The following is a 15624-nucleotide window of genomic DNA, read 5'->3' as shown; positions in this document are numbered from 1 at the left end:
CATCATAAGTATGTGAATTATAAGGGTATGGATTCACTGAATCACATCATGAGAATCTTCTATCAACCAAATTGTAGAAAAGCCTTTGAAAGTGTATAGATAAGTTACAAGATTGCAAAAACTTGATATCCAATCTGTTTATTTGGATATAGTTTGCCTTGCTTATTATTTTACTTCAGATGATGAACAGGCTACTATTCATGTATTGTAACCTTACGGAATTCCGAATCTTGAGATCGCAGGATTTTTTTTTGAAATAAGCTCTTAGAAAAAAGATTGCAAACCAGTATTGAATAAATAGACTTTACTGTAATAATCTATTTCCCTACCTTCGCTTTTCATGAAGAAAGCGTTGCAAAAGATATTTTTGTTTGTTGCCGTAATGACGGTAATGGGCCATCATGTTTTGCCACATTTGCATCATGACAAAATTTCTGTCGACATATATCATGCCCACGATCAACATCTTCTTGAACAGCAGCCGCTGGATAACAACGAAGACAATCAACATCATGTATTTTCCTTTTCGCAGTTAGACGAAAACTTTGTTCCGGCTAGCAGCCAAAACAAATGTGCTGATGTTCCGCTAACTTTTCTGCCTGCAATAATGATTGTCTGCCTGTCAACTGATTTACCGACAATCGTTAAGCCTCCTTTTGGCAGTTATAAGGTCTATCCTCCTCCTGAAAAATATTTTTCTTCTTCCTCCAGACGAGGCCCTCCCACTGTTTAATATTATTTAGCTGAATGGCTTTATTGTCTATTACATAACAGACAATAATTTCCTATTTGGTTTTTTGCGCTTTATACAAGGCTCATGCTTTATACATTAATAATATTTATACAGACATGCTCAACAAAATCATTGAGTTTTCCATACGGAACAAACTCATTATCGGTTTATTTATACTTGGTCTCATTGGTTATGGCAGTTACCAAGTTAAAAAATTGCCTATTGATGCCGTACCTGACATCACTGACAATCAGGTACAAGTTATTACAATTGCACCGGCTCTAGGAGCCCCGGAAGTTGAACGGCTTATTACATTTCCTATTGAGCAATCAAATGCCAATATTCCCGGCTTAAAAGAGATCAGAAGTTTTTCCCGTTTCGGCTTATCTGTTGTTACAATAGTATTTGATGATGAAACAGATGTGTATTGGGCAAGACAGCAGGTAACAGAAAGGCTGCAACAAGTGCAGGAACAAATTCCGAAAGGTTTTGGTACACCTAAACTTGCACCTGTTACTACTGGGCTGGGCGAAATTTATCAATACTCGGTTCGACCAAAAAAAGGATTTGAAAGTAAATACACCGCAATGGACTTGCGCACCATTCAGGACTGGATTGTGCGAAGGCAATTATTAGGTGTTAGTGGTGTAGCAGACGTAAGTAGTTTTGGTGGATACCTGAAGCAATATGAAATTTCTGTTGTACCTGATAAATTAAAGGCAAACAATATTACAATCAATAATGTCTTTGATGCGCTTCAAAATAACAATCAAAACACAGGCGGTGCGTATATTGAAAAAGGGCCGACTGTTTTATTTATCCGCAGTGAAGGTCTTATAGGTACTATTGAAGACATAGAAAATGTAGTAGTTAAAAATCTTGCTAACGGCTCCCCGTTGTTGATTCGTGATGTTGCTGAGGTAAATATGGGCAGTGCCACCAGGTACGGAGCCATGACTTACAATGGTGTTCAGGAGGTATCGGGTGCAGTGGTAATGATGTTGAAAGGCGCTAATAGCAATGAAGTAATAAAAAATATTAAGGACCGTATTACACAAATTCAAAAAACCTTGCCCGAAGGTGTTGTAATTGATCCCTTTCTCGATCGTACAAAAATGGTGAACAATTCCATCAGTACTGTTTCTAAAAACTTATTGGAAGGAGCATTGATTGTAGTATTTGTACTGGTTTTATTTCTTGGAAATTTCCGGGCTGGATTTCTGGTTGCTTCTGTAATTCCTTTGGCCATGTTATTTGCCATCATCATGATGAATCTGTTCGGTGTAAGTGGAAACCTCATGAGCCTCGGAGCATTGGATTTTGGCTTAATAGTGGATGGGGCAGTAATTATTGTTGAGGCGGTTATGCACCGGCTTACACATAGCAAGCATTTCAGTAAAGTCAATCAGTTAAGCCAGGCAGAGATGGATGGAGAAGTAAAACAATCTGCAGGCCGCATGATGAACAGTGCTGTTTTTGGGCAAATAATTATTCTGATCGTTTATCTCCCCATTTTTTCATTAGAAGGTATTGAAGGAAAAATGTTCAAACCAATGGCGCAAACAGTTGCCTTTGCATTGTTGGGCGCTTTCATCCTTTCTCTTACTTACATTCCAATGATGAGTGCTTTGTTTCTGAGTAAAAAGATTTCTCACAAAAAGACTTTGTCTGACAGGATGATGGGACGCTTGGAGCGTATCTACCAGCATACACTTGAAAAAGTATTGCATTTTCCGAAAACAGTTATTACATCGGTATTATCCCTCTTTGCTATTGCGGTTTTTATACTTACTCAATTAGGTGGTGAATTCATCCCATCTCTCCCCGAAGGCGATTTTGCGGTGGAAACAAGAGTGCTGCCTGGCAGTAATCTTAATACCTCCATGAATGCAGTTTCAACAGGTGCAAGAATTTTAAGAGAAAAATTCCCTGAAGTGATAGAAGTGGTTGGCAAAACAGGCAGTAGCGAAATCCCTACCGATCCTATGCCTATTGACGCCAGCGATATGATGGTTATTTTAAAAGATAAAAGCGAATGGACATCTGCAAAAACTTATCCTGAACTTGAAGCCAAAATGAGCAAAGCACTGGAAGATGTGCCGGGTGTTACATTCGGCTTCCAGTATCCGGTACAGATGCGGTTTAATGAATTAATATCCGGGGCAAGGCAGGATGTAGTTTGTAAAATTTTTGGTGAAGATTTAGACACGTTAGCCATGTATGCAAATAAGGTAGGAACTGTTGTAAATACAGTAATGGGCTCAAGTGGATTGTATGTAGAAGCTGTTACTGGTATGCCGCAAATTGTAATCCAATACAACCGTGCTGCCATTGCACAATATGGTTTAAATATCAGCGACATCAATAAAGTGGTAAATACTGCATTTGCAGGACAAAGCACAGGAACAGTTTACGAAGGCGAAAAACGTTTTGATTTAGTAGTGCGTTTAAGTGGTGAACAACGAAAAAATTTGCAGGATGTTCAAAATCTTTTAATCCCCACTGCACAGGGCATACAAATTCCATTAAATAATGTTGCAAAGGTAGAAGTGACTGAAGGCCCCAATCAAATTCAGCGGGAAGATGCGCAACGTAGAATTATTGTGGGCTTTAATGTACGTGGAAGGGATGTGCAGAGTATGGTGAAGGAATTGCAGGAAAAAGTTGAGCGACAAATAAAACTGCCACCTGGTTATTACATTACCTATGGAGGTGCATTCGAAAATCTTGTGGCGGCAAAAAAGAGATTAAGTATTGCCGTGCCTGTTTCATTGTTACTCATTTTTCTGATGTTGTACTTTGCTTTCCGTTCTGTAAAACATGGTCTTCTCATTTACTCCGCTATCCCGCTTTCTGCAATTGGAGGAATTTTGGCGCTGGCCGTAAGAGGGATGCCATTCAGTATTTCGGCAGGTGTTGGGTTTATTGCATTATTTGGTGTGGCGGTATTAAATGGTATTGTGTTGGTGGCCGAATTCAATCGCCTGAAAAAAGAAGAGGGTTTACATGATCTGAAAAGAATCGTTACACAGGGAACAAAAATCAGGTTACGCCCTGTATTAATGACCGCCTTTGTAGCATCGTTGGGTTTTTTACCAATGGCATTAAGTACCGGAGAAGGAGCAGAAGTGCAAAGACCACTTGCCACAGTGGTAATTGGAGGCTTACTCATAGCTACATTTCTAACCTTATTTGTTTTGCCAATTTTATACATGATGTTTGAGAAAGGAATTCCTTTTAAAGGGAAAAAGCCAATTGCTGCAGCAACCATTTTATTATTAATGGTTTTTCCTTTTCAAATTGCAAATGCACAAATTGGTACTGTCAGGCAGGAAACACCTATCACATTACAAGCGGCAACTGATACGGCATTGAAAAATAACCTGACCGTTAAAAATGAAAAGTTAAGAGCGGAGTATCAGCAGCAATTAATAAAATCGGCGAAAAATTTACCAGCTACAAATGTTACAGGCGATTTTGGACAAATCAATAGCGCCTACGTGGATACGAGATTGGGTATCTCTCAAACTATAAATTTCCCAAAAGTGTATGCCATTCAAAGAGCATTGTTAACAGAAGAGTGGAAAAGCAGTGTGTTAAATGTGGGCGTAAATGAAGCTATACTAAAGAAACAGGTAGCACAGGTATATTATTCCTTTTTGTATTTGCGGGAAAAGAAAAAACTGCTGCAAAAAGTTGACAGTCTTTTTTCTGAATTTTTAAGCAGGGCAACATTACGTTTCAACAAAGGTGAAAGTAATATTTTAGAAAAAACCACTGCAGAAAATCAACGGGGACAAATAGGATTACAACTAAGTCAATTACAGCAGGATCTGGATTTGCTTCAGTTGCGGTTTCATTTATTGCTCAATACCAACATTGCATTTGTTCCAAATGAAAATGAGTTCAAGATAAATGTATTGGTAAAAGGGGATAGCTCTTTACTGCTTGTTCATCCTTCAATGGAGTATTTAAGACAGCAACAGCAAATAGCTGCGGCTGCTACACAAGTAGAAAAAACGAAACTGCTGCCCAGTCTTACACTTGGTTACAATATCATGGGAATACGGGGTACCGGGGCAAACAATAAGGAATATAATAGTACACCACGTTTTCAATCAATCCAGGCAGGTTTAGGCATACCCATATTTAACAATGGGCAAAAGGCAAAAATTAATGCAGCTAAAATCAATGAAAAAGTTGTAGCAAATCAATACGAGGTTGGTCTTAAGAATTTTGAAACTGCCTATAAAGCAGCGCTTATACAGTATCAAAAATATTCTGAGGCAATTTCCTATTTTGAAACAACGGCCTTAAAAAATGCTGATCTCGCTACGAGTACAGCCAATAAGCAGTTTATAAATGGTGAAATAAACTACCTGGAGTGGGTGCTTCTCATTAACCAGGCTATTGCCATACAAAGCGATTACATAGAAGCTGTTAAAAACAGAAATGAAAGCGCAGTAGAAATCAATTCATTTATCTCTAAATAAGTTTACAATAATGAAACAATTAATCATCATCCTGAATATTTCTTTACTGCTTGCAGCCTGTGGCGGCAGTAATAAAGAAGAACAAAAAACAGAAGGTCAAACAGCAGAAAACCTTGTTACACTAACCGATGCGCAATTTAAAAATGCCGGGATACAAACAGGTAAACTGGAGAAGCAATCTATTTCATCGCTCCTGAAAGTAAATGGTAAGATAGATGTGCCGCCACAAAACATGGTTTCCATCAGTGTTCCGCTGGGTGGATATTTGAAATACACGAAACTGTTACCCGGCACCTATGTGAAAAAAGGCGAAAGTATTGCCATCATGGAAGATCAGCAATACATACAATTGCAGCAGGATTATTTAACAGCAAAAGCAAAATTGGTATTTGCAAAAGAAGAATATGAAAGACAAAGAGAGCTGAACCAAAGCAAAGCCAGCAGCGATAAAATTTACCAGCAATCATTGGCCGATTACACTTCACTGGAAATTCTGCTAAAATCACTTGCTGAAAAATTAGAACTGATCGGCATCAATCCTGCCAACAGGACTGTAAGCAATATCTCAAAGAGCATTAGCATTGCTTCACCGATCAACGGTTTTGTTTCTAAAGTAAACGTGAATATTGGCAAATACGTGGCCCCTGCCGATGTGCTGTTTGAAATTGTAAACCCTGCGGACATACACTTAGTGCTAACAGCCTTTGAAAAAGACGTTAATAATCTTTTCATTGGGCAAAAACTTATTGCCTACACCAATAGCAATCCTGAAAAAAAATATCCCTGCGAAATTATTTTGATCGGGAAAGACTTTTCTGAAGATAAAAGCGTAGAAGTGCATTGTCATTTTGCATCCTATGATAAAACACTTATTCCCGGCATGTACATGAATGCTGAAATAGAAGTAAAAAGCAGTAATGCAACAGTAGTGCCATCAGATGCCATCGTCAGTTTTGAAAACAAACAATATGTTTTCATCGAAAAAGGAAAAAATCAATTTGAAATGATTGAGGTAAAAACCGGTAACACAGAAAACGGGTTTACAGAAATTATGATTGATGAGAACAAGGCAAAAGAAACATTTGTATTGAAAGGGGCTTACAATCTTTTAATGAAAATGAAGAATACGGCAGATGAGTAACTAAGAAATTACCACATGTCTCAATACAGGTCAATATGAAGCCAGGAAAGCATCGGAAAAAGAAAAAGGTTATACCAGCACCGGTAAACAACAAGCCGAAATCAAATGGTAAGTTAATGATGATAATCGCCGTTTTTGTGATCGTGCTGCTACTGGTATTATCCTTTCTTGCAAACAATCTGAATGTAGGCACCAGTCACCAACATTAATAATTTAAACTGTATACAATGGCACTCACACAAGTTTTTTTCTCACGCCAGTTCCTCTGGGAAATTGTACGGATTTTATCTGTAGGTATAGCAAGTTTACTTTTTTATTTAGACGTTATCCCATTACCTGTGTTACTTGCGGCAATGGCGTTCGGTCTTTACTCTTTGGTGAAAACAGCAGCCATTGATCTGTTCAAAGAACGAAAGATAGGCACAGAGATCTTCATTACAATTGCGGTTGTTGTTTCAGTGCTTGGCAAGGAATACTTAGCTGGTGCGGTTGTATTAATGATCATTCTTATTGCCGAATACATAGCAAGTGCAAGTGGTGAAAGGGCAAGAGCTTCCATAAAAGAGTTAATTGGTTCTGTTCCTAAAACAGCCATTGTAAAAAAAGATGGTAAAGAAGAAACAGTACAAATAGATGATTTAAAAATCGGGGACATTATTTTGGTAAGAGCCGGGGAGAAAATCCCGGTAGATGGAAAAGTAACCGGGGGCACAGGCTCCGTTAACCAGGCTCCTATTACCGGGGAAAGTGTTCCGCAGGAAAAAATGGTTGGGAGCGATGCTTTTGCCGGAACAATTGTTGAATTGGGGGCACTCGATATTCAAATGACCAAAGCAGGCAAGGATACTGTTTTCTCACGCATCATCACATTGGTAGAAGAAGCAGAAAGTGAAAAGGCCCCTATTGAAAAGCTCACCGATAAAGTAGCGTCATGGCTTATCCCTGTAGTGTTCATTTTTGTAGGTGCGGTCTATTTTTACACCCGTGATATAAGGCTGGTAATAGCGTTGCTGATATTTACTTCTCCTGCTGAATTAGGTTTGGCAACACCGCTTGTTACGATTGCTGCCATTGCCCGTGCTGCACGGGAAGGTATTCTTGTAAAAGGTGGAAAGTTTTTGGAAGAACTCGCCAAGGTTAACACGATTGTTTTTGATAAAACAGGAACCTTAACGGTTGGAAGCCCCACGGTCAATCATGTTGAGCTGGTAGATAAGAGTGTGGATGAAAAGTATTTGGTGCAAATGGCTGCCGCTGTTGACAGGCGCTCCAGTCATCCATTGGCAAAAGCCATCTTGACCTATGCTGACAAATTAAAACTCACCTATGGGGAACCGGAAAACTTTGAAGTAATAAAAGGCCGTGGTGTTTCAGCAAGTGTAGATGGCAAGGCAGTTTTATTCGGCAATAAGTCATTCATGACAGAACGCAATGTTCCGGTTCTAACCACTTCAGAAAACCTTACCGATACGGCAATCTATCTTTCCGTTGATAATAAATTGGCCGGCATATTTTATATATCCGACACTATACGTGCAGGAGCAAAAGATATGATTGCGGGTCTTAGAAAAAGCGGGGTAAAAAATATCGTAATGCTTACAGGTGATAACCCCGAAACAGCAAAACATGTTTCTGAACAAGTTGGTATTACAGAGTTCAGGGCAAACTTATTACCGGAGGATAAAATTAAAATAGTAAAAGAGCTGCAAGGCAAAGGGGCAAAAGTGGCTATGGTGGGTGATGGAATTAATGATGCCCCGGCATTGGTTCAGGCAAATGTAGGAATAGCAATGGGGGCAATGGGAACACAGGCTGCTATGGAAGCTGCCGACATTGTTTTAATGGAAGACAAATTAGAAAAGATCGAAAGAGCAAGAGCTATCAGTAAAAGAGCCTTCCGCACCATCAAAGAAAATATAATTGTCGGCGTTGGTGTGGTGCATGTGATCGGGATCGTTTTGGTCTTGCTGAAAATACTCGGGCCTGTTGAAGCTGCGGCCATCCATTTGCTGCCCGACACATTGGTGTTTATTAATTCAATAAAACTATTACGGATACCTATTAAGTAAATTTTTAATCACTCATAAAAACAACAAAACATGAAAATGATCAGGAAAGCCTTTTTTTCACTGCTCGTAATTATTGCAGGAGCAACTGCTGCATCTGCCCAACACTCACATAAAGCCCCGCACGGAGGCACATTGCAGGAAGCGGGTGGTTACCATATTGAAATGGTAAAAGCAAAAGACAGCCTTAATTTTTACGTAATGAACGGCGAAAACAAGGTTGTTAGTAAAGTAACCAACGCTAAGGTGGAATATGAGTTTATTAATAAGACAAAATCCACTGCTACACTTTCCTCCTGCAAAAACAGCAGCTTATGTACCTCACTGCCTAAAGCAAACATTTTTGAATTTTGTACAATTACTTTCGAGGTAGACGGAAAGTCTGTATCCACAAAATTTAAGAATACGGTGACAGATGCGGAAAAACAACATGGCCATCAACATTAATGGCTTGTTTTAATTTCATTTTTTTCATGCTTTCTCCTGCTGGTGCAGGAGAAAGCCTCTTAATGAATAATTACAATGTATCTTAAAAAAACAGCACTTCTTTTTTTAACCTTCCTGCTTTGTTGTATCTGGTGCACTGTGCAGGCTCATGGTGTAGATGGCGACACACAAACTTTTTTAGCCGGTAACGCAGGCGTTGCTTTCGGGCCATTCCTATATATCGGTGCTAAACACATGCTCACTGGTTATGATCACCTGTTATTTCTTGTAGGTGTTATTTTCTTTTTATGCAAAACGAAAGAAATTTTACTGTATGTAAGTTTTTTCACCATTGGTCACAGCATCACGCTGCTCCTGGGTGTACTTGCCGATATCAACGTAAATGCATTCCTCATTGATGCGATCATAGCTTTGTCAATTGTTTATAAAGGGTTCGATAACCTGGGTGGCTTCAAACGTTTCCTTGGCTTTCAGCCAAATACAAAAGCGGCTGTACTCATCTTTGGGCTTTTTCATGGCTTTGGCCTTGCCACTAAATTGCAGGAATTTAAATTTGATAAAGAGGGGCTTGTCAGTAACCTGATTGCTTTCAATATTGGTGTAGAAGCAGGACAGTTTATAGCACTTGCAATGGTTCTCTCATTAATTGCCATTTGGCGTACAAAACCAAGCTTTCTTAAATTTTCAACCTTAACGAATACGCTTCTTATGGCGGCAGGGTTTTTATTGCTGGGCTACCAACTGGCAGGCTATTTCATTTCAAAATAAAACGATCAAAAAACTATTTAAATAAATAATTTATCATGTCAGAATTATATCACCCGGTTCTCGGTAAAAAAAAGATTATTAAAGCGTTGATCATTTCCCTGCTGATAGCCTCGGTACTGCTTGTGGGTGCAGTGCTTCCGGCGGAGTATGGACTTGACCCTACTGGTATTGGAAAAAAGCTGGGCTTTACACGGCTACATGTATCAGCCGATTCAACAACCGTTGTCAGGGCTTCTTATCCACGTATTAAAATGGCAGAGGCAGGCTCTGATTCAACTGTAGCAAAGCCGGTAGAAGCAAACAACCCGCCTCCTTCGCAGCAATATGAAATAAGGGAAGATAGTGTACAGGTTACTGTACCTGCAGGCAAAGGGATCGAATATAAAATTTACATGCTCAAACACGGGCAGGTAAAATATGAGTGGACGACAGATAAAGATGTTTTGTATGTCGATTTTCACGGAGAGGTAAACCAGGCACAGGCAGTTAAAGACGTTTATTACGAGAGCTACACGCTGGCTTATGCTGATAATATGGTAGGCACCCTGCTTTCGCCATTCGAAGGTAAGCATGGCTGGTACTTCAGGAACAATGGAAAGTCAGATGTAGTAGTAACTATCAGGTTGAAGGGACAATATGTGATATAACAGGAATTGATCAGGGGCATACCTGCCGGATAAACAGGCAATCAATAGAATCGGCAAGCATGTGCAGTAACAAACCGATGGCGGGAATGCGTGTCTTCTTTGGTATCAAAAGCAAAGCATACCCGCCAATGGCAAGATAGCTATGCAAGGGATGAAAACCTATGCTGCAACGACAGGGGTTATACAAAGGAGTGGCAAACAGGTGATCAAGATCCACTAACATGGTTGCAAGCAAAATCAGGTAAACACGTAACCAGTGATTTTTATCAATGAAAAAAGCTAGTACGATTGGGAAAATAAGGTGCAGGAAATAATGTATCGCATATTGCATGTGCTTCAAAGTTAACTGATTATTGAAGCGCAAAAAAAGTGGCATGGCTTGTTTTTATTTTACTGCTTATGATAAATTCTTGCAAACAGAATGGGAATATCAGCAGGCTGTGGCTAAATTGTTGAAGTATCAGTTATAATTATTCTGTTTCTCAACAACCAGTCTCTCATGTGATAAAACAGGACCTCTATTTGCTGTATTCAAAATAGAGTTAGGAACTACAGATAGCTTTTGTTTATTGTAGCTTATTGCACCTATCTTTGCCGCTGATGAAGAAAGCTGTTACGTTTATATTACTGTTTTGTCACATGAACTTTTCCATGTTTCTGCCTCAAATTGCGGAAAAGGATAGTTTTACTCTGAACGGACAGCAACAGGACGATATTAACAGCTTAATCGAATATATCGACCAGGTGGTATTAGAAAACAATGACAGTACGCCTGAAGACGAAGATGATGACGGCGGCCAGCATTTTATTCTGATTAAAACGGTTGATCTGTTCAGCAACAATGCTTTTGCCGATCTGGCACAAACTTCAATCTCTATTTCAACAACAGCATATCCTTCTTATAAAGGCGGAGACATTACATTATCTGCTTTCGATATTCTATCACCTCCCCCCGAAGTTTAAATTATTTTTTTGTTTGCCTGCTTGTACAATCAGTTAATGATTGCGCCTGCCTGTTTATTTAAAATAATTTAATCATTCAATCAAATGAAACAGAACATATGTGTTCCGGCACTTGCTGCCGGGATGTTGCTATTAGTTCAATTTTCCTGTAAGAATAAACCTGCTGAAACGGTAAAACCCGATCAATACATTGTTACGCAACCCTTACTTTCTTCAACCGGTTATCAGCAGGAATATGTGGCCGATATTCAATCGCAACAAAATGTAGAGATACGGTCACGTGCAAAAGGTTTTATTGAACGTGTGCATGTTGATGAAGGTGCATTTGTTACACAAGGGCAACTGCTGTTTACGCTCAACAGCAAAGAGTACAGAGATGAATTGTCGAAATCAAATGCTGCTTTAAAACAGGCCGAAGCCGAACTGAAACAAATTGAAATTGAAATCAGAAATGTTGAATTGCTCATCAGCAAAAATGTTGTTTCAAAAGCAGAGCTCACTTCATTGCAGGCAAAGAAAGATGCTATGCTTGCCATCATAGATCAATCGAAGGCAGCTATATCGCAGGCAACTACCGGATTAAGCTACACGCAGATCAGGGCTCCGTTCAGTGGCTATATCAACAGGATTCCGAAAAAAGCGGGTGCATTGGTGGAAGAAGCTGATTTGTTAACCTCGTTGTCAAACAATCAGCAGGTGTTTGCCTATTTCAACGTGTCTGAAGTGGATTACCTGCAATACATCAAAGAACCTGAACTGTATAAAACGGTTGAATTAAAACTGGCCGACGGTTCTTTGTTTGCACACAAGGGAAGCATTGAAACCATTGATGGCGAAATAAATTCTGAAACAGGAACCATTGCATTCCGTGCAAGGTTTCCCAACCCCAATAAGATTTTAAAACATGGCGCCAGCGGTAAAATTATTTTAAACAAACCATTGAATAATGCACTGCTCATTCCAGTAAAATCAACATACGAGGTACAGGAAAATCTATATGTGTTTGTAGTGGATAAAAACGGTAAGGTAACGCAACGGAAAGTTGATCCTATTGTACGTCTTACAAATGAATATGCTATTAAGGGTGGACTCACTGCCAGCGATTATATTCTTTACGAAGGTGTGCAGTTGGTAAAAGATGGCGACCAGGTACAAACGGTGCTGAAACCAATGAATGATTTACTGAACACACAAAACCGTTAACCTATGACTGCAAAATTTATTCACAGACCTGTTCTGTCAATTGTCATTTCGGTCATTATAGCATTGCTGGGTGTATTGGCACTGTTTACTTTGCCAATGACTTTATTTCCCAGCATCGCTCCGCCGGAAGTGAATGTTACGGTTGAGTACACAGGTGCAAATGCCGAAACCGTAACCAAAGCTGCATTGGTTCCGTTAGAGAGAGCTATAAATGGTGTGCCTGGTATGAAGTATATGTCGTCCGATGCCGGTAACGATGGCGTTGGCGTGGTGCAGGTTATTCATGAAATAGGAACCAACCCGGATATAGCTGCTGTAAATATTCAAAACAGGGTGGCTGCTGTAATGGGCGAACTTCCAAGTGAAGTAATTAAGAATGGAGTGAAGATTGCGAAGGAAGAAAATGCAATGCTTATGTATCTGAATATCTACAGTTCTGATACAAGTTTGCGGGAGAGTTTTCTGTACAACTTTGCCGACATTAACATTCTTGCCGAATTAAAACGCATCAAAGGTGTGGGTTACGCTGATATTCTTGGAGCAAAAGAATATGCCATGCGTATCTGGCTGAAGCCGGACAAAATGCTCACCTATAATATTTCTGCCGATGAAATACTGGAAGCATTGGAAGAACAGAATATTGAAGCTGCACCGGGTAAAGTGGGCGAAAGCTCAGATAAAAAAGCACAGGCTAAACAATACGTTATTAAGTACACAGGTAAATACAACAGCAAAGAACAATATGAAAATATTCCAGTAAAATCGACAAATCAGGGACAGATCCTGCGTATCAAAGATGTGGCAGATGTTGAATTTGGCACTACCTATTTTGATGTGGAAGCAAAACTAAACGGAAGACCTACCGCATCAGTAATGTTGAAGCAGTTGCCGGGTTCCAACGCAAGTGAAGTTATTGCCAATGTGAAAAAACGCATGGAAGAATTAAAGGCAGGTTCTTTTTTGAAAGGAATGGATTATGAAATCAGTTATGATGTGTCGAGATTTCTGGATGCATCAGTACATGAAGTTTTTAAAACCCTCATTGAAGCATTTCTGCTGGTATCGTTAGTGGTGTTTATTTTTCTGCAAGATTGGCGTTCAACATTAATACCCTTATTAGCTGTACCGGTATCACTGGTAGGTACGTTTTTCTTTATGCAGTTCCTTGGGTTTTCCTTAAACCTTATCACATTGTTTGCATTGGTACTTGCAATTGGTATTGTGGTGGATAATGCTATTGTGGTGGTGGAAGGTGTGCATGTGGAAATGGAGGCCGATCCTGGCTTATCGCCTTTAAGGGCTACAGAAGCTGCTATGAAAAAACTTTCAGGTGCTATCATTGCCATTACACTTGTAATGAGTGCCGTTTTTATTCCTGTTGCATTTATGAGTGGGCCGTCGGGTATTTTTTACCGGCAGTTCTCTTTAACCATGGCCATATCAATTGTGCTGTCCGGGGTTATTGCATTAACACTTACGCCTGCTTTATGTGCGTTGATTCTGAAAAGTAATCATCACAAACAGCAATCAAATAATATCGTCAACCGTTTTTTTAACGGATTTAATAAACGCTATAACCAACTTGAAACAAACTATCAGAAACTGTTAAGCGTAATTGTTAGCCGCAGAACAGTTACGTTTATTGCTTTATTGTTGTTTTGTATAGGTGCCGGACTTTTTGGAAAAACGGTTGCTACAGGCTTTATTCCAAACGAAGACCAGGGAACATTTTATGTGAGTGTTACCACACCTGCAGGAGCAACGCTTGAGCAAACAAGAGAAGTGGTAACAGGCATTCAGGAAATTGCACAAAAGATCAGCGACATCGAAAGTGTTTCCTCTCTTTCAGGAACAAATATTCTTTCCGATGGTACTGGTGCTACCTATGGTACATTGCTTATTAACCTGAAAAAATGGGAAGAGCGAAAGCTTTCTGTTGATGAAGTAATTGCCAGCTTACAGGAAAAGACCAAACATCTCAAAGGCGCAAGTATTGAAATGTTTCCACCACCTGCTGTGCCTGGTTATGGTAACGCAAGCGGATTTGAATTACGCCTGCTTGATAAAACGGGCCGTGGCGATCTGCAATACCAAGGACAGGTAACAGCTCAGTTCTTAGCAGATCTCAAAGCAAGATCGGAAATCGGTGCTGCCTTTTCCATCTTCGATGCAAACTTTCCTCAATACCTGTTGCACATTGATGAGGATATGGCAACGCAAAAAGGTATTACCGTTAGCAATGTAATGGGTACGCTGCAAACATTGTTAGGCAGCGAATATGCTACCAACTTTATTCGCTTTGGACAAATGTATAAAGTAATGGTACAGGCCTTACCCGAATACAGGGCCAAGCCGGAAGATATACTGAAGCTTACAGTAAAAAATAAAACCGGAGAAATGGTACCTCTGTCTGCATTTATACAAATGGAAAAAGTGTATGGTGTTGACCAGATCACACGTTACAACATGTTTCCTTCTGCCGAATTAAATGGAGAGGCAGCGCCGGGTTACAGCAGCGGACAAGCGATTGCAGCGATACAGGAAGTAGCAAAAACAAAATTGCCCAAAGGATTTGATATTGACTGGGCAGGTATTACAAGAGATGAGGTAGCTGCCGGTAACGAAGCCATTGTTATATTCCTTATCTGTTTAATTTTTGTGTACCTGCTGCTTGCTGCACAGTATGAAAGTTTTCTTTTACCGCTGCCGGTTATTCTTTCGCTTCCTACAGGCGTATTCGGCGCATTCTTTTTGTTATGGATGTTTGGGCTTGAAAATAATATTTATGCACAGGTAGCCATGATTATGCTCATTGGATTACTGGGTAAGAATGCGATCCTCATTATCGAATATGCTTCGATGAAACACAGGGATGGATTTACACCATTAAAAGCAGCCATTGATGCTGCAAAGCTTCGTTTACGTCCAATATTAATGACCTCTTTTGCTTTTATTGTGGGGATGCTTCCGCTGATGATTGCAAGTGGTGCCGGGGCGGTTGGTAACCGAACAATTGGTACTGCAGCAGCAGGGGGCATGTTGTTCGGAACCCTTTTTGGAGTACTGCTTGTTCCCGGATTGTATTATGTGTTTGCAACTCTTGCAGAAAAATTTCAGGCAAAAGGAAGAAAAGAAGAGAAGACTTATACAGAAACAGTGTAAT

The 15624-nt window shown here is 39.8% G+C and carries 11 protein-coding genes; 10 read left to right on the top strand and 1 reads right to left on the bottom strand.

Translation table 11 applies throughout. The features are described from left to right. Positions 1–340: 340 nt before the first annotated feature. From IQ13_RS16775 to IQ13_RS16745, 7 genes are all read left to right on the top strand, one after another. Positions 341–733, top strand: a complete 393-nt coding sequence (locus tag IQ13_RS16775; protein ID WP_144887800.1) for a hypothetical protein — start codon at positions 341–343, stop codon at positions 731–733. 116 nt (positions 734–849) lie between these two features. Continuing rightward, positions 850–5226 carry a CusA/CzcA family heavy metal efflux RND transporter gene (locus IQ13_RS16770; RefSeq protein ID WP_144887799.1) on the top strand — a complete coding sequence of 1459 codons (4377 nt, stop codon included), beginning with the start codon at positions 850–852 and terminating at the stop codon, positions 5224–5226. A gap of 10 nt (positions 5227–5236) precedes the next feature. Next, positions 5237–6367 (top strand): efflux RND transporter periplasmic adaptor subunit, encoded by a 1131-nt coding sequence (locus IQ13_RS16765; RefSeq protein ID WP_144887798.1) that lies wholly within the window; start codon positions 5237–5239, stop codon positions 6365–6367. A 227-nt stretch (positions 6368–6594) separates the two neighbouring features. Continuing rightward, positions 6595–8436 (top strand): heavy metal translocating P-type ATPase, encoded by a 1842-nt coding sequence (locus IQ13_RS16760; protein WP_144887797.1) that lies wholly within the window; start codon positions 6595–6597, stop codon positions 8434–8436. A 30-nt stretch (positions 8437–8466) separates the two neighbouring features. Next, positions 8467–8880, top strand: a complete 414-nt coding sequence (locus IQ13_RS16755) for a hypothetical protein (RefSeq protein ID WP_144887796.1) — start codon at positions 8467–8469, stop codon at positions 8878–8880. A gap of 75 nt (positions 8881–8955) precedes the next feature. Beyond that, positions 8956–9648 (top strand): HupE/UreJ family protein, encoded by a 693-nt coding sequence (locus tag IQ13_RS16750; RefSeq protein ID WP_144887795.1) that lies wholly within the window; start codon positions 8956–8958, stop codon positions 9646–9648. A gap of 35 nt (positions 9649–9683) precedes the next feature. Continuing rightward, entirely contained in the window at positions 9684–10295 is a 612-nt protein-coding gene (locus IQ13_RS16745) for a hypothetical protein (RefSeq protein ID WP_144887794.1), read from the top strand. A 10-nt stretch (positions 10296–10305) separates the two neighbouring features. On the opposite strand, the gene IQ13_RS16740 is transcribed toward IQ13_RS16745, so the two are convergent. Then, positions 10306–10626: a DUF6122 family protein gene (locus IQ13_RS16740; RefSeq protein ID WP_144887793.1), complete on the bottom strand. Its 321-nt coding sequence runs from the start codon at positions 10624–10626 to the stop codon at positions 10306–10308. Between the two features lie 308 nt (positions 10627–10934). Between IQ13_RS16740 and IQ13_RS16735 the strand changes: the two genes are divergently transcribed. From IQ13_RS16735 to IQ13_RS16725, 3 genes are all read left to right on the top strand, one after another. Next, positions 10935–11258 carry a hypothetical protein gene (locus IQ13_RS16735; protein WP_144887792.1) on the top strand — a complete coding sequence of 108 codons (324 nt, stop codon included), beginning with the start codon at positions 10935–10937 and terminating at the stop codon, positions 11256–11258. Between the two features lie 84 nt (positions 11259–11342). Then, complete coding sequence (locus IQ13_RS16730) at positions 11343–12461, top strand: efflux RND transporter periplasmic adaptor subunit (RefSeq protein WP_199758299.1); 1119 nt, start codon at positions 11343–11345, stop codon at positions 12459–12461. A 3-nt stretch (positions 12462–12464) separates the two neighbouring features. Further along, positions 12465–15623 carry an efflux RND transporter permease subunit gene (locus IQ13_RS16725; protein ID WP_144887791.1) on the top strand — a complete coding sequence of 1053 codons (3159 nt, stop codon included), beginning with the start codon at positions 12465–12467 and terminating at the stop codon, positions 15621–15623. Position 15624: the final 1 nt, after the last annotated feature.

It is taken from the genome of Lacibacter cauensis, assembly GCF_007830055.1.
GTDB classification, from domain to species: Bacteria; Bacteroidota; Bacteroidia; order Chitinophagales; family Chitinophagaceae; genus Lacibacter; species Lacibacter cauensis.
Note: the sequence above shows the minus strand (reverse complement) of the source record. Positions and strands in the feature narration are given on the sequence as shown.

What these genes read in the sequence shown, in the direction of transcription:
- IQ13_RS16755 (WP_144887796.1), top strand. Translation starts at nt 8,467, where the DNA reads ATGAAAATGATCAGGAAAGCCTTTTTTTCACTGCTCGTAATTATTGCA.
- IQ13_RS16735 (WP_144887792.1), top strand. Translation starts at nt 10,935, where the DNA reads ATGAACTTTTCCATGTTTCTGCCTCAAATTGCGGAAAAGGATAGTTTT.
- IQ13_RS16765 (WP_144887798.1), top strand. Translation starts at nt 5,237, where the DNA reads ATGAAACAATTAATCATCATCCTGAATATTTCTTTACTGCTTGCAGCC.
- IQ13_RS16725 (WP_144887791.1), top strand. Translation starts at nt 12,465, where the DNA reads ATGACTGCAAAATTTATTCACAGACCTGTTCTGTCAATTGTCATTTCG.
- IQ13_RS16770 (WP_144887799.1), top strand. Translation starts at nt 850, where the DNA reads ATGCTCAACAAAATCATTGAGTTTTCCATACGGAACAAACTCATTATC.
- IQ13_RS16775 (WP_144887800.1), top strand. Translation starts at nt 341, where the DNA reads ATGAAGAAAGCGTTGCAAAAGATATTTTTGTTTGTTGCCGTAATGACG.
- IQ13_RS16750 (WP_144887795.1), top strand. Translation starts at nt 8,956, where the DNA reads ATGTATCTTAAAAAAACAGCACTTCTTTTTTTAACCTTCCTGCTTTGT.
- IQ13_RS16745 (WP_144887794.1), top strand. Translation starts at nt 9,684, where the DNA reads ATGTCAGAATTATATCACCCGGTTCTCGGTAAAAAAAAGATTATTAAA.
- IQ13_RS16730 (WP_199758299.1), top strand. Translation starts at nt 11,343, where the DNA reads ATGAAACAGAACATATGTGTTCCGGCACTTGCTGCCGGGATGTTGCTA.
- IQ13_RS16760 (WP_144887797.1), top strand. Translation starts at nt 6,595, where the DNA reads ATGGCACTCACACAAGTTTTTTTCTCACGCCAGTTCCTCTGGGAAATT.
- IQ13_RS16740 (WP_144887793.1), bottom strand. Translation starts at nt 10,626, where the DNA reads ATGCAATATGCGATACATTATTTCCTGCACCTTATTTTCCCAATCGTA.